Raw genomic sequence first — 19,584 nt, forward strand, 5'->3', positions numbered from 1 at the left:
GAAAGTGAGCCGGGGAGAGGGCGGGGTCCTCAGCCCCTTAAGCCCCCTAAAGTTCGGAATCCAGTCTGCGGAGGATTGCCGGCACCCCATATTTTTCCGCAATTTTTTTCATTTCTTCCCAGGATACCAGATTGTTTTTTAAAAGCCAGAGGAGATCTGGCCATTCTCTAAAAATCCTTCGGGGATCGTTCTTTACGGCAAAGATTTTAAGGGCCGCCAGATGCCGCGGCGAAAGCACTCGAAACTCCGCTTCCGAAAAGAGCTGGCACGGTCTAGCTTCTTTCTCGATCTTTTCCAGGGTTTCCTCATCCACCCAGATGAGGTCCACCCTCCCTCCCAGGGGATGAAGGTAGGCCGAAAACCCCGGGGCCTGAGAATGTTCCTCAAAGCCCAATCCTTCAAAGAAAGAGGTCACCCTGGGGCGGAAGGCCTTTCCGCTCAAGAGATCAAGGTCGGCGGTGGCCCGGGAAAGGCCGTAGGCCTGGAGGGCGAAGGCCCCGGCCAGAAAGAGGGGAACTTTTTCTTTGCTAGAAAATTCGGCCAGGGTCCGAAGGAGTGCCCGAAGGTCAAACAAGGCGGACCTCGATGCCCTTCTCCCGGAGATAACGCTTGACCGCAGGGATCTCTACCTGACGGCGGTGAAAGATCCCCGCGGCCAGGGCGGCCTCGGCTCGGGTACGGGCAAAGACCTCGTAGAAATGTTCCTCGCAGCCGGCGCCGCTCGAGGCGATCACCGGGATGGAGACCGCCTCGGAGACCGCCTGGATGAGTTCCAGGTCGTAGCCCAGGTTGGTCCCGTCGCGGTCAATACTGTTGAGAAGGATTTCCCCGGCCCCCAGTTCCTCGCAGACCCGGGCCAGGGTGATGGCGTCCACATCCCGGGCCTCGCGCCCCCCCTTAACCGTGCACTGAAACCAGCAGTAGCGTTCCCCGTTAGGACCGGGAAGGGCGGTTTCGATCACCGGATGAGGGGTCTCCGAGGGATCCTTTACGTAATGTCTTTTGGGATCAATGGAGATGACCACCGCCTGGCGGCCATAGACCCGGGAGATGGTCTCGATGGAGGACCTTCCCGAGGGCCCCCGGCGCAGATAGTCCTCCACGATGTAGACCGCATCGGAGCCGATGGAGACCTTGTCCGCCCCGGCCCGGAAGTAGGCCGAGGCCACCTCAAGGGCGGTGTAGGAGCGTCCGTCCCGATCGGTGAAATCCCGGATGCCTCCGCCGATGGTCAGGGGCACGAAGACCCTTTCCGAGGTGCGCCGGAGAACCTCCAGCATGGGCTGATCTTGGAGGGGAAAGTGTCGAAAGCCGGTGATGTTGAGGAAGGTGATCTCGTCGGCTCCTTCCTCATAATAGCGCTGGGCCAGCTCCACCGGGTCCCCCATGTCCCGTACGCGGCCGGCCTCCCGCACGTCGTACTGGAGCCCCTTGGTGACCACCAGCCGTCCCTGGTCGTCGGAACGCACGTCCAGACAGGCGATGATCCGCTTGGCCAGGCGGGTGCGTTGCGGAACCCTGGGGGGTTTCACCGCCTCCCCCTCCCCCCGGAGGAAGTTCTCCAGGATCTTGAGACCCGCAGGGCCGCTTTTTTCCGGATGGAACTGGAGGGCCACCACCGGGCCGGCCTCGATGGCGCTCACGAAGCTCACCCCGTAGTCGGTAAAGGTGAGGGCCAGGGAAGGGTCTGCGGGCTCCACATAGTAGGAGTGCACGAAATAAAATTTTTCCTCCCCGGAGAGGCCCTGGAAGAGCCGGGAGGGCTTTTGGGGCCGGAGGCCGTTCCAGCCGATATGCGGGACCGGAAGATTTACCCGGAACCGGCGCACAAAGCCTGGAAAGACTCCCAGGCCAGCCACTCCCGGGGCTTCTTCGCTCCCCTCAAAAAGGACCTGGAGTCCCAGACAGATCCCCAGGAAGGGACGGCCGGAGCGGAGATACTCCCGCAGGGGCTCCAGAAGTCCCTTTTCGCGGAGGGCCTGCATGATACTTCCGAAATGGCCCACCCCCGGAAAAACCAGACGTTCGGCTGAGAGGATGTCCTCCGGGCCTTCCACAAAGTGGACTTTGGCCCCCAGACTGGTCAGGGCGTTGACCACGCTGCGGACATTTCCGGCTCCGTAGTCGAGAAGGGTCACCCGCATGGCCCTACATTTTAACTCCAGAGGCCCTCTTTTCCAAGGAATCTTATGGAGGGGAAGGGATTTTGCAGGTAAACTTAAGGCGTGTCCGAGGAAAAGGAACTTTGCCATCGGATCTTGACCACCCTCCAGGGGATCCTTCGGGGAAAGGAGCGGGAGGTGGAACTGGCCTTGGTCTCTTTTCTGGCCGGAGGACACCTTCTTCTTGAAGATCTCCCCGGCACCGGAAAGACCACCCTGGCCCTGGCCCTTTCCCGGGCCCTGGGGTGTGAATTCCGGCGGGTGCAATTCACCAGCGATCTCCTTCCGGCAGACATCCTGGGGGCCGAGGTCTGGCGGGCCGAAGAAGGACGCTTTGAGTTCCGTCCGGGTCCGGTCTTTACCCATGTGCTCCTGGCCGACGAGATCAACCGGGCCAGTCCCCGCACCCAGAGCGCCCTTCTGGAGGCCCTGGCCGAGGGTCGGGTCTCGGTAAGCGGGCGCACCTACGAGCTTCCCCGACCCTTTTTCGTGATCGCCACCCAGAATCCCCTCGATCTTTACGGGACCTATCCCCTTCCCGAATCTCAGCTCGATCGTTTTCTCATGCGTCTTTCCCTGGGCTACCCCCCGCGGGAGGAAGAGCGGGCGGTGCTGGCGGCCGATGGCTTTTACGAGACCGCCCGGGGGCTTGAACCTCTGGCCGATCCCGTTCAGGCCCGGGCCCTGCAGGAGGCCGCTCGTCAGGTGCGGGTCTCGGAGAAACTTCTCGATTATCTCCTCAATCTGGGGGAGGCCAGCCGCCGCAGTCGGACCTTCCGTTTCGGATTTTCCACTCGGGGTCTGCTGGCCTTGAAGGCTGCGGCCCGGGCCCTGGCCTTTCTTCGGGGAAGGGACTATGTGGTGCCCGATGACGTTCAGGCCGTCTTCCTGCCGGTGGCCTATCACCGGCTCCTTCCCCGGGAGGAACTCTCCCCGGAGGTCCGGGAGACCCTTCTGGTGGAATTTCTGGAAAGGGTGCCGGTTCCTCTGTGAAAAGGCGCTATCAGGTAAGGATCACTCTTCCCGGCGGGCTTCTTATCGCCTTCACCCTGGCGGTGGCCCTGGCCGCGGTCAATACCGGAAACAACCTCCTTTATCTGTGCACTTCGGCCCTCCTGGGTCTTATGACCGTCTCCGGTCTCCTTTCCTTCTGGAACCTGGCCCTGGTGCGGGTGGAGATCGAGCCCCCGGAGGAGGTCTTTTCCGGGCTGCCGGCCCCTTTCCGGGTCCGTCTTTACGGGCCTCCTTTCCCGGTATTTTTTCTGCATCTTCAGGGAGAAGGAGGGGGCCTGCGGTGTCCCTATTTCCGGCGACAGTTTGAGGGAAAACTCTTTTTGAAATTTCCCAGGCGAGGGAGGGTCCCTCTCAAGGGACTTCGGATCTCCTCGGCCTATCCCCTGGGTTTTTTCGTACGCATCCGCTGGATTCCTCTGGATCTTGATCTTCTGGTCTATCCCCGTCCGCTCAAAGGGGGCCGTTTCGGGGCCCGCTTCCTGGGCTCCGGGGAGGGGGCCTCCGGGCCAGAAGAGGCCCCGGAGGACCTCTGGGGGCTGCGTCCTTTCCGGGAGGGGGAACCTGCAGGGAGGATCGCCTGGCGGGCCTCGGCCCTTCGCGGACGCCTCCTGGCCAAGGAATTTCGGGGAGAGGGCGGGGAGAGCCTAGTCCTCGATCTTTCGCAGGGTTTCGACGAGGAGGGCCTTTGCCGGGCCACCGGGGCGGTGCTCGAAGGACTATCCCGGGGGCTTTCCGTGGGCTTGAGGCTTCCGGGGCTAGAGATCGCCCCGGGCCGCGGTCCGGATCAGCGCCGACGGCTCCTGGAGGCCCTGGCCTGTGCGTGAGGTCCGTCCCTTAAATATAGCCTATCTCTGTGCTCTGGCGGGCTTTTTCCTCCCGGGCTTACTCGTCTTCCGGGAGATCCCCCCGGCCTACTTTTTCTTCTGCGGCCTCCTCGGGCTCGCGGCCCTCTTCCGCGAGCGGCGGGAGCTTTCTCTGAGGATCCAGGCCCTCCTCGCCCTTCCGGCCCTGGCCTATACCGTGCTTCGTCTTTCGGTGGAGACCCTGATTCCCGTGCTTTCGGGATTTCTTTTGGTCCTTCAGACGGCCAAATTTTTGGGGCCGCGCACTCCCCGGGACCTCCTCCAGAGCTTTCTGCTAAATACCCTCCTTCTGGTGGGAGCAGCCCTTCTGCGCTTTGATCTTCTCTATGCCGGAGTCTTTTTCCTTGAGGTCTTACTTACCGTTTCCGGGCTCTTTTTCCTCTTTGCCTCCCGGGAGAGCTCGAGACTTCCGGAGCCCTCCGCTAAAGCCTTGGCCTTGGCTTCTTTCGGGGCCTCGGTGGCGGTCCTTTTCTTTTCGGGCTTTTATTTCCTGGTTCTCCCCCGAGCCCGGTTCACCCTCTTTTCCTTGGCCCGGGGCCGCGGTCTCACCGGGGTCTCTGATCGGGTGGCTCCGGGGGAGATTTCGGCCCTCAAAGAGGATCAGGCCGTGGCCTTCCGGGTGCGCTGGCTTCGAGGAAGGCGCCCCCAAAGGCCCTACTTTCGGATTTATGTGTACAATGTCTATCGGCAAGGGGTCTGGGAGAGCCGGCTTCCCAGGCGCAAAAGGGGGCGAAACGAGCCCGCGGATTTCGAGGTGGAGGTCCTCCCGGAGGCCCTCGGGCGGGGGCTTCCTGTGCCGGGCTACGCCTTGGAGGTGGCTACCCTCAAGGGGCCTCAGGCGGAGGTGCTTTCCGAGGGACTGGTCCGTACCCGGGAGGAGGTCCTGGAGCCAAGCCTATACCGCCTTAAAGGCCGCTTAGGTCCTTATCCCGCAGATCTTCCCCCGGAGGAATTTCTTTATGTGCCCCCGGAGATCCGCCGGGCCCTGGTAGGGCTGGCTTTACGCCTGCGGCGGACCTCCCTCCCGGAGACCGTGGCCGCGGCGGTGGCCTATCTCCAGAAACACTACACTTATACCCTTTCTCCGGGAAAGCCCCGGGGAGAACCCCTCCTCTGGTTCCTTTTTTCCTCCCGTAAGGGACATTGCGAGTATTTTGCCGGGGCGCTCACCTTCCTCCTGCGCACCCTGGGTATTCCGGCCCGGGTGGTGGGAGGCTATGCCGGAGGCGAGTGGAACCCCCTGGGAGGCTATTACCTCCTCCGGCAGAACCAGGCCCACACCTGGGTGGAATACTTTGATCCCGCCCGGGGCTGGCTTTCGGTGGACCCCACCCCGGCCTCGGGAGGGATCCAAGTCCCTCCTTCCCGTTGGCGTCTCCTCTGGGATTATCTGGAATTCAAGTGGTACTACTGGGTCCTGGAATATGACTTTCTGAAACAGCGCCGGCTCTTTTTGAAGGTGGGCCGGGGGCTTGAGGGCCTTCCCCGTTCGGCTTGGCACCCTCACCTCTGGCCGCAAGCGGCTCTCCTCCTCGTTCTGCCCCTTTTGGGAATCCTTCTCTGGCGCCGCCCCAGGCCCCGGAGTCCGGTTGAGGAATTTCTGTGCCTCTTTGAAAGAAGGGGCCTGGCGCGCCTTCCGGGCGAAACCCTCAAGACTTATGCGGAGCGCCTCTGCCGGATCTTCCCCCACCTTTCTCAAGAAATTTCCCGTTTTGTGGAACTTTACTATCGGGAGGCCTACGGCCAGGAAAAGACCCGCAAGGCCCAGCAGGAACTCCTTGAAAACCTTCGGGCCCGCCTTGACATTGAGGTCTCTCAGGGATTAAAGTCCTTCAAAAAGAAAAGGCCTTTCAAACTATGAGGATCGTCTGTATTGAGCCCCGCAATCCGCACACGCATGTCTTTTCGGCCTTCAAACTCCCCCGTTTGGCCATGCCCCTTCTGGGGACCATTCTGCGCCACCGGGGCCACGAGGTCACGGTCTTTCTTGAGGAATGGGGACCGGTCTCGGAGTCGGCCCTCCGGGAGGCGGATCTGGTCTTGATCTCCACCATTACCCCCACGGCCCCCCGGGCCTATGCCTGGTCCCGGCGTATTCGGGAGGAATTCCGAAAACCGGTAGTCATGGGGGGGCCACACGTGACCTTTCTCCCGGATGAGGCCCTGGATTATGCGGATTTCGTGGTCCGGGGAGAGGGGGAGGAGACCCTGGTGGAATTGGTAGAAGCCTTCCAGGACGGCGGAGGCTTTGAAGGTATTGCCGGCCTTTCCTTTCGAAAAAACGGTGAAAAGATCCATAACCCCCCGCGTAAGGCCCTTGCCTCGCTGGACGACCTTCCTATTCCCGATTTTTCCTTGGTGCCCGGAGTGAGTCCGGAAAGGTTGCGGATCTATCCTACGGCCACCTCCCGGGGCTGCCCTTACGGATGCGTCTTCTGTTCGGTAATTGCCATGTTCGGCCGCAAATACCGCTTCCGGTCTGCGGAACTGGTCCTGGAGGAGCTTTCCCGCATCGAGCCCGGCCAGCACGTTTTTATCTATGACGACAATTTTGCCGCCAACCTGGAGCGCACCAAGGCCCTCCTTGAAGGGATGGTGCGCCGGGGGTTCCGTGGAGAATGGTCCTCCCAGGTGCGCATCGACATTTACCGGGATCGGGAGCTCCTGGAGCTCATGCGCCGCAGCCGCTGTTTCGTGGTCTATATCGGGCTTGAGTCCGTAAATCCGGAGACTCTCAAGGCCTTCCGTAAGGGGATCACCTACCAGGAAATTCTAGAAGGGGTGGAGACCCTGCACCGCTACGGCATTCGGGTGCACGGCATGTTCGTTATTGGGGCTGATACCGATACCGAGGAGACCATTTGGGCCACTCTGGATTTTGCCCGCCGCGTGCGCCTGGACTCCGCCCAGTTCCTCATCCTGACCCCTATTCCGGGCTCCAAGCTCTTCGAAAACTATCGTAAGGAGGGGCGGATCTTCGACTACCGCTGGGAGCTTTACGACGGACATCATGTGGTCTTCGAGCCCCGGAATCTCAGCCCTCTGCGTCTTCAGGAGCTTTCCGCCGAGCTGCATGCCCGGTTTTACAGTCTGCGGGAGGCCCTGCGTTTCCTCCTCCGGGGAGACAAGTACGGGGCTTATCTCCGCTTTATGGGACGGCGTTTCGTCAAGCGCTGGGAGGAGGAAAACCGGGAATTCTTTCAGGAACTCAGGGCCCGCACCGCCGAAAGGGCTGCGGCATAGTCCGGCTCCTGGGTAATCTCGCGCACCAGTTCGAAGTACCTTAGGCGGTTCTCTTGATCCAACACCAGGACCGCCCGGGAAAGAAGCTGGAGTTCCTTGATGAGCAGTCCGTAAGCCCGACCGAAGGCCCGCTCGCGGTAGTCGGAAAGGGCCTGCACCCGGTCGATCCCGGCCTGGGCACAGAAGCGGGCGATGGCAAAGGGCAGATCTACGCTCACATTGAGGACTACGATCTCTGGGCTCAGGGCCGCGGCCTCCTGATTGAAGCGCCGGGCCTGAAGGTCGCAGACCGGAGTGTCCAGGGAGGGGGTCACACTGAGGACTTTGATTTTTCCGGAAAAATCCTTGAGGGATACCGGACGGAGATCCTGGTCCACCAGGGTGAAATCCGGGGCCGGGTCTCCCACCTTGAGTTCGGGGCCAACTAGGGTGAGGGGGCGGCCCTGAAAGGTTACCGCCCCGGGCCTTTCCGGGGCTCCGGTGAGCTTTTCCATGAGGGCCCGTAAAAAGGCCGGAAGATCCGCAGGCACACGCGAGCTGATGAGGTTTCCGTCCACCACCACCTCGGCGTCCACGAATTCCGCCCTTGCGGCCTCTATTTCTTCACGGATTTTAGGGTAGGCCGTGACCCGGCGTCCGGAAAGGAGCCCGGCTGCGGCCAGGATCTGGGGGCCATGACAGATGGCCGCCAGAGGCTTTCCCTGCCGGGCGAATTCCCGGACGATCTCCAGTACCCGAGGGTTCTCCCGGAGTTTGGCCGGAGCCTTGCCCCCGGGAAGGACCAGAGCCCGGAATTCTTCAGGGTGCACCTCCTCCACCGTGAGATCTACGGCCACCTCATAGCCCCGTTTGCCCTTGATCTTTTTCTTCTCCACCGAGGCTATAAGGGGCACCAGGCCCGCCTCCTTGAGGCGATAATAAGGCACCAGGAGCTCACTGTCTTCAAACTGATCGGCACTCAAGATAAGGACCCTTTCCATGGGCTTTTCCCTCCTTTGAAAGATCTTGTTTTCATAATAAGTTTGATGGAGTTTGAGCGCCAGGGGTAAAGGATGCTTCCCAAAAAAGTTCTCTTGGCCTATGACGGCACCACTCCCTCCCGCAAGGCCGCGGAGTATCTGGGGCAGGTCTTCGGCCACCGGAGAGATTTTGAGATCACCGTCTGCGTGATTGCCCGGAAGCCCCCTTCCTATCTCCTGCAGTCTGGAGGGGGGCGTTCCTTTTTGGAAAGGGAGGAGCTTTTCGAAAAGGCGGTCTCCGAAAATCTGGCCCAAGCCCGAAGGGTAGCCGAAAGGGGACGGGAGCTTCTGGCCGTCTTTCCCAAAGAGAAGGTGGATCTCCGGGTCTGTCTCCAGACCGGGGACCTGGCTTACGAGATCATTCGGGAGGCGGAATCCGGCCGCTACGATGCCATAGTGGTGGGCCGACGAGGGCTTTCCCGCACCACCCAGGGTTTCATGGGGAGTGTCTCTTACAAGCTGGCCGAGCATGCCCCGTGTCCGGTGTGGATGGTGGCCGGAAAGGCCTGGAACCACAAGGTCCTGGTCCCGGTAGATCTCGGAGGGCCGGGCTTTCGGGTGGTGGATCACGTGTCCTTTATTTTTGCGGGAGATCCTCAAGTAGAAATCACCCTTTTTCATGCCGTCTATCCCTGGACCGGCCCGGGGCCTCGGACGAAGACCCTAAAGGAGATGGAAAGGGAGCTGGTGAAAGCGGAAGAGGAGGAGGCCCAGGCCTTTTTCGAGAGGGCCCGGGAGCATTTTGAAAAGAGCGGGTTTCCTTCGGAGAGGGTACGGGTGAAGATTGTGCGTTCACTTTTTGGCCCGGCCTCGGCCATCTTAAAGGAGGCCCGCCGGGGAGGCTACGGCACGGTGGTGGTGGGCCGGAGGGGAAGAGGGGGCTTTAAGGGCCTCCTTTTAGGGTCGGTCTCCTCCAAGATCATCGCCACCCTCAAGGATCGGGCGGTATGGCTGGTAAGCTGATCCGGTGTCCGGTCTGCGGAAAACGGGTGTCCTGGGAAGGCAACCCTTACCGGCCCTTCTGTTCCGCACGCTGCAAACTGGTGGATCTGGATCACTGGCTCTCAGAGGATTATCGTATCTCCATGCCTCGGGAGGTCCTGGAGGAAGAACCGGAGGAGGTGGAGGATGAAAAACTATGACCTGGTGATTGTGGGAAGCGGGCCGGCAGGATTACAGGCGGCCATCCATGCCGCCCGGCGCAAGCTCCGGACCCTGGTTCTGGGAAAGCTTGAGGCCAGCGCCCTCTTTCGGGCCCATATGGAGAACTATTTTGGTCTTTCGGGAAAGGTCTCCGGGGAGGAACTGCTGCGCACGGGTCTGGAGCAGGCCCTGCGCTTTGGGGCCGAACACCGCCCGGAGGACGTGGTCGCCCTGGAGATGGACCCGGAGGGCTTCCGGGTGAAACTTGAAGGAGGGGAGGAGATTCGGGCCGGGGCCCTTATCCTGGCCCTGGGGGTGAGCCGGCGCAAAAAGAAGATTAAAGGGGAAGACCCTCTGGTGGGCAAAGGGGTCTCCTATTGTGTGGACTGCGACGGGTTTTTCTTCCGGGGCGAGCCGGTGGCGGTGGTGGGGGAGGGGAGTGCCGCCGTCCATGGAGCCCTTACCCTCTCGAAGATCGCCTCCGAAGTCCACCTGGTAGCGGAAGATCTTCGGGTCTCCGAGGCCCTGCGCCGGGAACTCAAGGCCTCGCCGGTCATCTGGCATCGGGCTCGGGCCGAAGAGGTCCTGGGCGAGGAATCCGTAACCGGACTCCGACTTTCCACCGGAGAAGTGCTCTCCGTAAAAGGGGTCTTTTTCGAGGAGGGGGCCAAGGGGGCCCTGGAGTTGGCCACCGCCCTGGGCGTGGCCCTGGATCCGGAAAACATGCGTTACATCCAGGTTGATCGTCGACAGGCCACCAATGTCCCCGGAGTCTTTGCCGCCGGGGATGTCACCGGCCCTCCCTTTCAGGTGGCCAAGGCCGTAGGGGAGGGCTGTGTGGCCGCCCTTGCGGCTGCGGATTGGCTGGCGGAAAAGAAACGGGCCGCCGGTGCCTGATACGGAAACCTATCTAGTAAGCTTTTCCGGGGAGATAGGGATCAAGGCCCCGGCCACTCGTCGGGCCTTGGAAGAGTTAACCCTCAAGAGCTTTCTTACCCGGGCCGGGGTCCTGGGGCTTTCCCCCAAGGTAGAACCCTTTTGGGGCCGGATTCTCCTTTCCGGCCCCCGGGACCTGGAAAGACTCCTGGCCACCCAGGCGGGTTTCGGTCGTTGGGGATATTTTCGGGAGACCTGGGACCCGACGCTTCTTCCGGAGCGGCCCTTTACCTATGTGGTCTATGTGGATCGGGTTGAGCCCCGGGAGTCCTTCTCCGAAGCCCTGGCCCAAAAACGGGCCCTCCTGGAACTCCTCGAAAAGGAAGCCCGAAGAAACCTTTCCTCCTGGGACAATTATCCTCCAGAACGGCTTGAAATCCGCCTGGAGGTCCGGCGGTGGCGGCTCTTTTACCTGATCAATCCTCGGCCGGCCCTGGGGGGATTTCCCCCGGGGGCTTCGGGACGAGGCCTGGTGCTTTTTTCCGGAGGCCCGGACTCCCTCTTGGCTACCCTTTTTCTCCTGCGCCGGGGGCTTCTTCCCGCCCTCATCTTTTTCGACGACGGAGAGGCTGGCCGGGCGGAGGCGGTACAGGAACTTGTCCGGGAAGTGGCCTTCTTCTTTCCGGAGATGGCCGTGGAGTTCTTTCAGGTGGAGTTTCGAGAGGCTTTGGAATTCATTGCCTCCCGGGTGGCGACCCGGGAGCGGTGCTTTTTCTGCAAGGCGGCCATGTTGCGTCTGGCCGGAGAGATTCTTTCTCAGGAAGGGTTTTCGGTGGTGGCCACGGGAGAGATCTTGGGGGAGCAGGCCAGCCAGACCCTTCCGGCCCTGCTTTTTACCGCCCGGGCGGCAGGAGTTCCCCTTCTGCGCCCTCTTCTGGGGCTAAACAAGGAAGAGGTCTTCGAAAGGCTTTCCGCGCTGGGGCTTAAGGAGGCCGCCTTCCGCAGACTGCCGGCCTGCCCCTGGGCCCCGGATCATCCCCATACCCTTCCCCGTTCCCGTCCGGAGACCCTGGGTAGCCTCTGGCCCGCGATCCGGAAAAGGGTTAAAAAGATCGAAAGGAAAATTTTGTCAAGGAAAGGTTGATGGTCTATCTGGACTATAACGCTACCACACCGGTCCTTCCCGAGGCGCTGGAAGCCTTTCGCCGGGCGGCGACAGAAGCCTTTGGGAATCCCGGCTCCGGGCATGCGGCCGGCCGCCGGGCCCGGGAAGTCCTGGAGGAGGCCCGGAGGCAGGTGGCGGACCTTCTTGGGGCTCAGCCCGAGGAGATCATCTTTGTCTCCGGGGGCACAGAGGCCAACAACCTGGCCCTCATGGGGGTAGCCCTTTCCCGGGGCTCGGGGCATATCCTGGTCTCCCGTATCGAGCATCCCTCGGTGCTGGAGCCGGCCCTGCGACTCCTGGAGCAGGGTTTTTCCGTGGACTTCCTGCCGGTGGACGGCCAGGGTTATGTAGATCCGGAGGAGGTGCGCCGGCGTCTTAAGCCGGAGACCATTTTGGTTTCGGTGATGCTGGCCAATAACGAGACCGGGGCCCTCCAGCCCGTGGCGGAGATCGCCCGGATCTGTCGGGAGGCCGGGGTCCTCTTTCATACCGATGCCGCTCAGGCCGTGGGCAAGATTCCGGTCTCGGTAAGCCTAGGGGTGGATCTTTTGACCCTTGCCGGACACAAGATGTACGCCCCCAAAGGGATCGGGGCCCTTTATGTGCGCCGCGGGATAGCCCTTTCCCGGATAATGCACGGGGCCGGGCAGGAAAGGGGGTTGCGTCCGGGAACGGAGCCGGTGCCCTTGTGCGCAGCCTTAGGGGCAGCGGCAGAGTTTGCTCTTCTGGACCTTCCGGCAGAGGCCGAACGGCAGAAGGCCCTCCGGGAGTATCTCTGGGAAGGCCTGCAAGAGATCGAACCGCAAGTGGTCCGTCATGGGGATCCGGACCGCACCCTCCCCAACACCCTTTCCGTGGCCTTTCCCGGGCGTGCGGCCTCGGAGATTCTTTCCCGGGCCGAGGGGCTCTGCGCCTCCACCGGGGCGGCCTGTCACGACCGCCGAAAGGCCCTCTCTCATGTGCTTTCAGCCATGGGAGTGCCTCCAGAGCTGGCTCAGGGGACCATCCGCTTTTCCTTGGGCCGCTTTACCACCCGGGAGGATCTCGACCGGGCTCTAGACCTATTAAATGAGGCCCTGCGATGAGGAAGGAAGCCCTCTTTCTACCATGGCCCCTGGATCCAGGACGGGACCCCGCAAGGGGACTCTTTTTGCCGGGCTCGAACATAGTCTATGACTTTCACGGCGATCCCTGCCGGGCGGAACTGATCGTAGTCATGGAAGGCAATCAGTTCATGGTCATCCCGGAATTGCTGAGGGCCTTTCAAGAGGCCTTGGGGCGCCCCGTAGAGGTCTTTTACGTGACCCTTCCTCCTCCCCGTTTTCGCCCCCTGGTGGAGGGAGGAGAGCTGGCCGTGGGCAACCTTGTGCTTTCCGTAAGACCTCAGGTGGTCATGGGCCCCCCGGAGTTCATGTCCGGCCTTCTCGAAGCCGGACTAATTACCGAGCCCCGGACCTTTGTCCGCAATCGGGGAGTGGTACTGGTGGTCCAGAAGGGAAATCCCCTGGGGATTTCCGGGCCGGAGGACCTCCTGCGACCCGAGGTGCGCCTGGCTATCTCCAATCCGGAAACCGAGGTCAATTCTTACCGGACTTATATCTCGGCCCTCAGACATGTTCCGGGCCTTTCCCAAAAGATAGAGCGCGAGGCCCTCAAGAGTCGTCAGATCCATCATCGGGAAATCCCGGCCCTTCTCTATCACGGCCTGGCGGACGTGGCCCCTCTTTACTATCATTTCGCCCGCTACTATCAGGACCCGCGCTTTTTCGCCGAGCCTCTCTTTGACTACGTGGAATTTCCTGAAGGTGCGGCGGTAAAGAACGAATACCAGGTGGCCCTTCATCGAGAGGCGGCGCAGAATTCCCTGGCCCAGGCTTTTAGAGACTTTCTTCTTACCCCTCGGGCTCGGGAGATCTACGCCTCATACGGTTTTGAGGGATGATCCGCAGACTTTCCGCCTTTCTGGTCCCCACCCTTTCCGGAGCGGAGATCACTCCGGAGGAGCGAGAGATCCTCAGAGATTTTGGTCTGCGGCATTTGATCTTTTTTTCCCGGCACTTTGAGGAGGCGGAGGCCATTTGCACCTTGCGGGAGGAGCTCGGTCGCCTGGGACTGGGGCCGCCTAAGGGGTTTTTTATGGTGGACCAGGAGGGAGGCCGAGTCCAGCGCATTGGGCCGCCGCTTCTTCCGGACTACCCTGCTCCCTATGAGCTAGCCCGAAAGGGGCCGGAGGAGGTTTCCCGTATTTCCCAGGAGATAGCCCGGGGGCTCAAGGCTCTGGGGCTCAACGTTAATCTGGCCCCGGTGGTGGATTTGGCCGGAGAGGAGGCCCCGGACTGGCTCCGGGAAAGAACCTTTGGAGAGGACCCCGAAAGGGTAGGGGAACTTGCGGAGGTCTTTATTCGGGAGCACCTGAAAGCGGGGGTCCTTCCCTGTGCCAAACATTTTCCGGGCCTCGGCGGGGTTTTCCCGGATCCCCATCGGGAACTTCCGCAAAAGGAAAGCCCCTCGGAGGCCGAACTCCGGGTCTTTAAACGGGCGACAGAAGCCGGGGTCCCCCTAGTGATGACCACTCATCTGGTGGTGGAGGCTTGGGACCCGAGGCCGGTCACCTTTTCGGAAAGGGCCCTGCGCATCCTGCGCGAGGATTTGGGGTTTGGGGGTTTGGTCCTTACCGACGATCTTGCCATGGGGGCCCTTTCCGCTTGGGAGCTCGCCGAAAGGCTTCTTGAGGCCCTCCTTTCCGGGCACGACCTCTGGCTGATAGCCGTGGAGGTGCGGGAAATAATTGAGCCTTTAGAAGCCCTTTCCAGGGAAGTGGAGGCCAGCCGGGTGTTGCGGGAAAGGCTTGTGGTCCTTGAGGGCCGTCAGAAGAGCTTTCTCAAGACTTTTTCCTCCTTCGAAGCTTCGTTATAATAGGCCGACCCCGCATAGAAAAAGGAGGCCCGTATGCTCGACTTTTTGCGCAAGGGGGCACAGTCTACCGCGGTCAAGATCCTCTTTGCCATTATCATTCTGGTTTTCGTCTTCTGGGGGGTGGGGACCTTTCGGGCCTCGCGGGTAGATGTCCTGGCCACGGTCAACGGCCGGCCCATTACGGTAAGGGAATACCAGACCCTCTACGAATTCCGCTATCGTCAACTCCGACAGATGTTTGGGGAATCTTTAAATGACGAGTTTCTGGAGAAGTTGCACTTTCGGGAGCAGGTCCTGGAAGAGCTAGTGAAACGCAGACTTTTGGAGGAAGCGGCCGAGCGGATGGGGCTTTCGGTGCATCCGGAAGAGGTGCGACTGGCCATCGCCCAGCTTCCGGCCTTTCAGGAAGGGGGGCGTTTCAGCTTCCGACGTTACCGGGCGGTCCTCCGGGATTTGGGATTGCTTCCCAAGGACTTTGAAGAAAACGTGCGCGCGGATCTTCTGGAGGCCCGGATCAAACACTTTCTCACCGCGGCCATCCTGGCCCCCACCCCGGAGGTGGAGGAGCGCTATCGTTTTGAAAATCAAAAGCTCACCTTTTCTTACGCCGCCGTCCCCTATGAGAGTTGTGAAGGAGAAGTAAAGGCCAGCGAGAAGGAGCTTAAGGCCTATTTTGAAGAGCACCGCAGTCGCTATCGGGCCCCCTCCCGGATAAAACTGGTCTATCTCCTTTTCCCCTACCGTGAGTACGAAAAGGGAGTCTCGGTGACCGAGGAGGAGTTGCGGGCCTATTACGAGAGCGAGAAGGAACGCTTTATGGAGCCCGAGGCCCGGAAGGTGCGGGAGATCTTTGTTCGGGCCCGCCCGGGGAAGAAGGCCGAGGCCCTGAAAGAGGCCGAAGGGCTCCTCAAGAAGATCAAAGGCCCCGAAGATTTCAAACGTCTGGCCCGGAAATACTCCCGAGACCGGGCTCTGGCGGCCTCCAGAGGGCTTTTGGGGTGGGTCAAGGCGGGGGAACTCTTCCCGGCGGCGGAAGAGGCCGTCTTTTCTGCGGCCAAGGGAGAGATCGTGGGGCCGGTGGAAGGCCCGGGAGGATATTACCTTTTTATGATCGAAGATATTCGTCCCGCAGGGCCCAAACCCTTTGCCAAGGTGAAGGCCCAACTCCGAAAAGAACTCCTGGCCCGCAAGGCCCGGGAGAAGGCCTTCGAGGTAGCGGACAAGATCTATCAGGAGGCCGTACTTTCTGGGGATCTGGCCGCCGCGGCCCGCAAGGAAGGCCTTTCTCTCAAGGAAACCCCGTTTTTTACCCGGGAAAAACCGGCCAAACCTTTCACCGATAAGGACCTTCTGGAGGCGGCCCTGGCCCTGGATGAGGGAGAAATCTCGGCCCCCATCGAGCACCAGGAGGCGGTCTATCTCTTTCAGGTCAAAAAGAAGGACCCCGAAAGGCTTCTTACTTTTAAAGAAGCTCGCAAGGAGGTCCTTCGGGACTTCAGGAGGGAGAAGGCTGCGGAACTCTGTCGCAAGAAGGCCAAGGACCTGCTAGAGACGGCCCTAAAAGGAAGCTCCCCGGAAAGATTTTTAAAGGCTAAGGGATATCGCTTCCGGAAGAGGACTTTGAGCCGGAAAGAACTTTTGGCTGGAGACCTCCCTCAGGCCTTGGGAAGGGCCCTTCTGGGAAGGGGGGAAGGGGGCTGGTTGAAAGAGCCGGCCTGCGGGGCGAAGGCCTGCTATTTCGCAAGGGTCCTTCGAATCGAAAATCCTAAAGAGATAGACCAAAAGGAATTTGAGACCTTAAAACACGTTCTCCGTCAGCAGAAAAAGGCGGCCTTTTATCGGGCCTGGTACGAGGATCTGCGCCGGAAGGCCCGGGTAAAACTCTTGAAGGAGTGGCCCAAGTAATGCCCAAGCGTACGGACCTTAAAAAAATCCTCATCATCGGCTCTGGTCCCATCGTTATCGGACAGGCCTGTGAGTTCGACTATTCCGGCACCCAAGCGGTGAAGGCCCTGCGGGAGGAGGGCTACGAGGTGGTCCTGGTGAATTCCAACCCGGCCACCATCATGACCGATCCGGAGATGGCTCACCGTACCTACATCGAGCCCTTAACTCCGGAGGTCCTTACGGAGATCATCAAAGAGGAACGGCCAGACGCCCTTCTTCCCACCCTGGGAGGACAGACCGGGCTTAATCTGGCCTTTGAGCTTTCCCGTCGAGGGGTTTTGGAACGCTATGGGGTGGAGTTGCTGGCGGCCAAGGCCGAGGTCATCGAAAAGGCCGAAGACCGGGAAAAGTTTCGGGAGGCCATGGCCCGCATCGGTCTTAAGGTCCCCCGGAGCGAGATCGTGCGCAGCCTCTCGGAGGCCGAGTCCGCGGCCCGCAAGATCGGCTTTCCCCTCATCATAAGGCCGAGTTTCACCCTAGGAGGGACCGGGGGCGGTGTGGCTTACAACATTGAGGAGTTGCGAGAGATCGTGGAGCAGGGGCTAGAGCTTTCCCTGATCCATCAGGTCATGCTGGAGGAGTCTGTTCTGGGCTGGAAGGAGTTCGAACTCGAGGTCATGCGCGACCGCAAGGACTCCGTGGTCATCATCTGTTCCATCGAGAACTTCGACCCCATGGGCGTGCATACCGGGGACTCCATCACCGTGGCTCCGGCCCAGACTCTGACCGATCGCGAATATCAACGTATGCGGACCGCGGCTATCGCGGTCATCCGGGAGATTGGGGTGGAGACCGGGGGCTCCAATATCCAGTTTGCCATTCATCCGGAGACCGGGGAAATGGTGGTCATCGAGATGAATCCCCGGGTCTCCCGCTCTTCGGCTCTGGCCTCCAAGGCCACCGGCTTCCCCATCGCCAAGATGGCGGCCAAGCTGGCCGTGGGCTATACCCTGGATGAACTTCCCAACGACATTACCCGGGAGACCAAGGCCGCCTTTGAGCCCACCATCGACTACGTGGTGGTGAAATGCCCCCGGTTTACCTTTGAAAAATTTCCCGAGACCCGGGACGAGATCACCACTTCCATGCGCTCGGTGGGGGAGACCATGGCCATCGGGCGCACCTTTAAAGAGGCCCTGCAGAAGGCCTTGCGGGGACTGGAGATTGGGCGTTTCGGGTTCGGGGCCGACGGAAAGTCCCCTTCGGATCGGGGAGAGGTCCTTCCCCGGGAACTCCTTGTGGAAAAGCTTGCCCGGCCCAACAGCCAGCGCATCTTCTTCCTGCGGGAGGCTTTACGGGCCGGCTTTTCCGTAGACGAAATCTATGAACTCACCCGGATCGACCGGTGGTTCCTCTGGCAACTGGCGGAGATCCTGGAGATTGAAGATCGTTACCGGGGGCGCGCGCTTTCCGACCTTTCCGCCGAAGATCTGCGGGAACTCAAGCAGGCGGGGTTTTCCGATCGCCAGATCGCCTTTCTTACCGGTTCCTCGGAAGAAGAGGTGCGCCGCCGGCGTCTTTCCCTGGAGGTCCGAACCACCTACAAGCTGGTGGATACCTGTGCCGCGGAATTTGAGGCCTATACCCCTTATTATTACTCCACCTACGAGGTGGAAAACGAGGCCCGCAGTTCTAAAAAGCGCAAGGTCATGATCCTGGGCGGAGGCCCCAACCGCATCGGCCAGGGAATCGAATTTGATTACTGTTGCGTGCACGCCTCCTTTGCCCTGCGAGAGATGGGGATCGAGTCTATCATGGTGAATTCCAATCCAGAGACCGTCTCCACCGACTACGACACCTCCGACCGCCTCTATTTTGAGCCTCTCACCCTGGAGGATGTGCTCAACATTTATGAAGAGGAGGAGCCCGAGGGGGTCATTGTGCAGTTCGGGGGGCAGACTCCGCTCAATCTGGCGGTGCCTCTTTCCCGGGCCGGGGTGCCCATTCTGGGGACCTCCCCGGACAGCATCGACCGGGCCGAGGACCGGGAGCGCTTTGTGGAACTGCTGGACAAGCTGGGGCTCAAGAAGCCCCCGGCCGGCACGGCTTTTACCGTGGAAGAGGCGGTGGAGGTGGCGGAAAGAATCGGCTATCCGGTACTGGTGCGGCCCTCCTATGTTCTCGGGGGCCGAGCCATGCAGATCGTCTATTCCGAAGAGGAGCTGCGGCGTTATATGGCCGAGGCCGCGCAGGTCAACCCCGAACACCCGGTCCTCATCGACAAGTTCCTGGAGGACGCCACCGAGGTGGATGTGGACGCCATCTCCGACGGAGAGATCACCGTGGTGGCCGGGATCATGGAACATATCGAGGAGGCCGGGGTGCACTCCGGGGATTCGGCCTGCGTGCTCCCTCCGGTCCATATTCCCTCTCCCCTCATCGAGGAGATCAAGGAGGCCACCCGGGCCCTGGCCCGGGAGTTGCAAGTGGTGGGCCTCATGAATGTGCAGTACGCCATCAAGGACGGGGAACTCTATGTTCTGGAGGTCAATCCTCGGGCCAGCCGTACGGTGCCTTTTGTCTCCAAGGCCATCGGGGTGCCGCTGGCCCGCCTGGCCACCCGCATCATGCTGGGCCAAAGTCTGAAAAGCCTGGGTTTTACCCGGGAGATCGAACCCCGGCACCTTTCGGTCAAGGAGGCCGTCTTTCCCTTCCGGCGCTTTCCCGGGGTGGACGTCATGCTGGGCCCGGAGATGAAATCCACCGGAGAGGTCATGGGGATCGATCGGGAGTTCCCCTTGGCCTACGCCAAGGCCCAGTTTGCGGCCGGAATGCGGCTGCCCACCGAGGGACGGGTCTTTATCTCCGTGAAAGACCGGGACAAGGACAAGGTGGTGGAGGTAGCCCGGACCTTAGCGGAGGCGGGTTTTGAAATCCTGGCCACCCGGGGCACGGCGGAGTATCTCCGCAGTTGCGGACTTTCCGCCCGGGTGATCCCCAAGATTTCCGAAGGCCTGAGACCCAACGCTGTGGATTACCTTAAAAACGGCGAGATTCACCTGGTGATCAACACTGCGGAAGGCAAGGTGAGCCGGGAGGACGCCTATCTCATCCGGCGCTACGCCATGGAACTTGACATCCCTTACGCCACTACCATCTCCGGGGCCCGGGCTATGGCCTGCGCCATCCGCCGCCTCAAAGAAATCGGAGGTTTCCGGGTGCGGGCCCTTCAGGATTACTACCGCGAGATTCCGGACTGTTACTACGCCCGCCGGGGTCTTCTTTAAGCTTGCCAG

16 protein-coding genes are annotated in these 19,584 nt (G+C 61.0%); 13 read left to right on the plus strand and 3 right to left on the minus strand.

What is annotated here, in order from left to right; translation table 11 throughout:
* Nucleotides 1-46 precede the first annotated feature (46 nt).
* Together FVE67_RS08235 and hisF are read right to left on the minus strand one after the other, a co-directional pair.
* On the minus strand, nucleotides 47-574 hold the full coding sequence (locus FVE67_RS08235) for a nucleotidyl transferase AbiEii/AbiGii toxin family protein (protein WP_168720121.1): 528 nt from the start codon (nucleotides 572-574) through the stop codon (nucleotides 47-49).
* Nucleotides 567-2,144 (minus strand): imidazole glycerol phosphate synthase subunit HisF, encoded by a 1,578-nt coding sequence (gene hisF / locus FVE67_RS08240; RefSeq protein WP_168720122.1) that lies wholly within the window; start codon nucleotides 2,142-2,144, stop codon nucleotides 567-569. Before hisF ends, FVE67_RS08235 begins: the two co-directional genes overlap by 8 nt.
* Before the next feature lie 81 nt (nucleotides 2,145-2,225).
* On the opposite strand from hisF, the gene FVE67_RS08245 reads away from it, so the two are divergent.
* From FVE67_RS08245 to FVE67_RS08260, 4 genes are read left to right on the plus strand one after another with little or no spacing between them, the layout of a single operon-like run.
* On the plus strand, nucleotides 2,226-3,155 hold the full coding sequence (locus tag FVE67_RS08245) for an AAA family ATPase (protein ID WP_210534590.1): 930 nt from the start codon (nucleotides 2,226-2,228) through the stop codon (nucleotides 3,153-3,155).
* Nucleotides 3,152-4,000, plus strand: coding sequence for a DUF58 domain-containing protein (locus FVE67_RS08250; RefSeq protein WP_168720123.1), 849 nt, complete (start codon nucleotides 3,152-3,154; stop codon nucleotides 3,998-4,000). The genes FVE67_RS08245 and FVE67_RS08250 overlap by 4 nt, the downstream gene beginning before the upstream one ends.
* A complete protein-coding gene (locus tag FVE67_RS08255) occupies nucleotides 3,993-5,900 on the plus strand; it encodes a transglutaminase TgpA family protein (protein ID WP_168720124.1) in 1,908 nt (635 codons plus the stop codon). Before FVE67_RS08250 ends, FVE67_RS08255 begins: the two co-directional genes overlap by 8 nt.
* Nucleotides 5,897-7,282, plus strand: a complete 1,386-nt coding sequence (locus FVE67_RS08260; RefSeq protein ID WP_168720125.1) for a B12-binding domain-containing radical SAM protein — start codon at nucleotides 5,897-5,899, stop codon at nucleotides 7,280-7,282. The genes FVE67_RS08255 and FVE67_RS08260 overlap by 4 nt, the downstream gene beginning before the upstream one ends.
* Here the strand turns inward: FVE67_RS08260 and tpx are convergent.
* Nucleotides 7,240-8,262: a thiol peroxidase gene (gene tpx, locus FVE67_RS09630; protein ID WP_210534591.1), complete on the minus strand. Its 1,023-nt coding sequence runs from the start codon at nucleotides 8,260-8,262 to the stop codon at nucleotides 7,240-7,242. The two genes, FVE67_RS08260 and tpx, sit on opposite strands and share 43 nt — an antisense overlap.
* A 72-nt stretch (nucleotides 8,263-8,334) precedes the next feature.
* Here tpx and FVE67_RS08270 point away from each other — a divergent pair, with 72 nt between their 5' ends.
* From FVE67_RS08270 to carB, 9 genes are read left to right on the plus strand one after another with little or no spacing between them, the layout of a single operon-like run.
* Complete coding sequence (locus FVE67_RS08270; RefSeq protein ID WP_168720126.1) at nucleotides 8,335-9,264, plus strand: universal stress protein; 930 nt, start codon at nucleotides 8,335-8,337, stop codon at nucleotides 9,262-9,264.
* Nucleotides 9,249-9,443 carry a DNA gyrase inhibitor YacG gene (locus FVE67_RS08275; RefSeq protein WP_168720127.1) on the plus strand — a complete coding sequence of 65 codons (195 nt, stop codon included), beginning with the start codon at nucleotides 9,249-9,251 and terminating at the stop codon, nucleotides 9,441-9,443. Before FVE67_RS08270 ends, FVE67_RS08275 begins: the two co-directional genes overlap by 16 nt.
* Nucleotides 9,430-10,341, plus strand: a complete 912-nt coding sequence (locus tag FVE67_RS08280; protein ID WP_168720128.1) for an NAD(P)/FAD-dependent oxidoreductase — start codon at nucleotides 9,430-9,432, stop codon at nucleotides 10,339-10,341. The genes FVE67_RS08275 and FVE67_RS08280 overlap by 14 nt, the downstream gene beginning before the upstream one ends.
* Nucleotides 10,334-11,464, plus strand: a complete 1,131-nt coding sequence (locus FVE67_RS08285) for a tRNA sulfurtransferase (protein WP_168720129.1) — start codon at nucleotides 10,334-10,336, stop codon at nucleotides 11,462-11,464. The genes FVE67_RS08280 and FVE67_RS08285 overlap by 8 nt, the downstream gene beginning before the upstream one ends.
* Nucleotides 11,464-12,570 carry a cysteine desulfurase family protein gene (locus FVE67_RS08290; protein WP_168720130.1) on the plus strand — a complete coding sequence of 369 codons (1,107 nt, stop codon included), beginning with the start codon at nucleotides 11,464-11,466 and terminating at the stop codon, nucleotides 12,568-12,570. Before FVE67_RS08285 ends, FVE67_RS08290 begins: the two co-directional genes overlap by 1 nt.
* Nucleotides 12,567-13,427: a molybdate ABC transporter substrate-binding protein gene (locus tag FVE67_RS08295; RefSeq protein WP_168720131.1), complete on the plus strand. Its 861-nt coding sequence runs from the start codon at nucleotides 12,567-12,569 to the stop codon at nucleotides 13,425-13,427. Before FVE67_RS08290 ends, FVE67_RS08295 begins: the two co-directional genes overlap by 4 nt.
* Nucleotides 13,424-14,401: a glycoside hydrolase family 3 protein gene (locus FVE67_RS08300; protein ID WP_168720132.1), complete on the plus strand. Its 978-nt coding sequence runs from the start codon at nucleotides 13,424-13,426 to the stop codon at nucleotides 14,399-14,401. The genes FVE67_RS08295 and FVE67_RS08300 overlap by 4 nt, the downstream gene beginning before the upstream one ends.
* A 33-nt stretch (nucleotides 14,402-14,434) precedes the next feature.
* A complete protein-coding gene (locus tag FVE67_RS08305; RefSeq protein ID WP_168720133.1) occupies nucleotides 14,435-16,306 on the plus strand; it encodes a SurA N-terminal domain-containing protein in 1,872 nt (623 codons plus the stop codon).
* A complete protein-coding gene (carB, locus tag FVE67_RS08310; protein ID WP_168720134.1) occupies nucleotides 16,306-19,575 on the plus strand; it encodes a carbamoyl-phosphate synthase large subunit in 3,270 nt (1,089 codons plus the stop codon). The genes FVE67_RS08305 and carB overlap by 1 nt, the downstream gene beginning before the upstream one ends.
* Nucleotides 19,576-19,584: the final 9 nt, after the last annotated feature.

Origin of the sequence: Thermosulfurimonas marina (genome assembly GCF_012317585.1) — a bacterium.
GTDB classification, from domain to species: Bacteria; Desulfobacterota; Thermodesulfobacteria; order Thermodesulfobacteriales; family Thermodesulfobacteriaceae; genus Thermosulfurimonas_A; species Thermosulfurimonas_A marina.

What these genes read in the sequence shown, in the direction of transcription:
- hisF (WP_168720122.1), bottom strand. Translation starts at nt 2,144, where the DNA reads ATGCGGGTGACCCTTCTCGACTACGGAGCCGGAAATGTCCGCAGCGTG.
- FVE67_RS08260 (WP_168720125.1), top strand. Translation starts at nt 5,897, where the DNA reads ATGAGGATCGTCTGTATTGAGCCCCGCAATCCGCACACGCATGTCTTT.
- tpx (WP_210534591.1), bottom strand. Translation starts at nt 8,262, where the DNA reads ATGGAAAGGGTCCTTATCTTGAGTGCCGATCAGTTTGAAGACAGTGAG.
- FVE67_RS08270 (WP_168720126.1), top strand. Translation starts at nt 8,335, where the DNA reads ATGCTTCCCAAAAAAGTTCTCTTGGCCTATGACGGCACCACTCCCTCC.
- FVE67_RS08275 (WP_168720127.1), top strand. Translation starts at nt 9,249, where the DNA reads ATGGCTGGTAAGCTGATCCGGTGTCCGGTCTGCGGAAAACGGGTGTCC.
- FVE67_RS08280 (WP_168720128.1), top strand. Translation starts at nt 9,430, where the DNA reads ATGAAAAACTATGACCTGGTGATTGTGGGAAGCGGGCCGGCAGGATTA.
- FVE67_RS08290 (WP_168720130.1), top strand. Translation starts at nt 11,464, where the DNA reads ATGGTCTATCTGGACTATAACGCTACCACACCGGTCCTTCCCGAGGCG.
- FVE67_RS08295 (WP_168720131.1), top strand. Translation starts at nt 12,567, where the DNA reads ATGAGGAAGGAAGCCCTCTTTCTACCATGGCCCCTGGATCCAGGACGG.
- FVE67_RS08300 (WP_168720132.1), top strand. Translation starts at nt 13,424, where the DNA reads ATGATCCGCAGACTTTCCGCCTTTCTGGTCCCCACCCTTTCCGGAGCG.
- FVE67_RS08305 (WP_168720133.1), top strand. Translation starts at nt 14,435, where the DNA reads ATGCTCGACTTTTTGCGCAAGGGGGCACAGTCTACCGCGGTCAAGATC.
- carB (WP_168720134.1), top strand. Translation starts at nt 16,306, where the DNA reads ATGCCCAAGCGTACGGACCTTAAAAAAATCCTCATCATCGGCTCTGGT.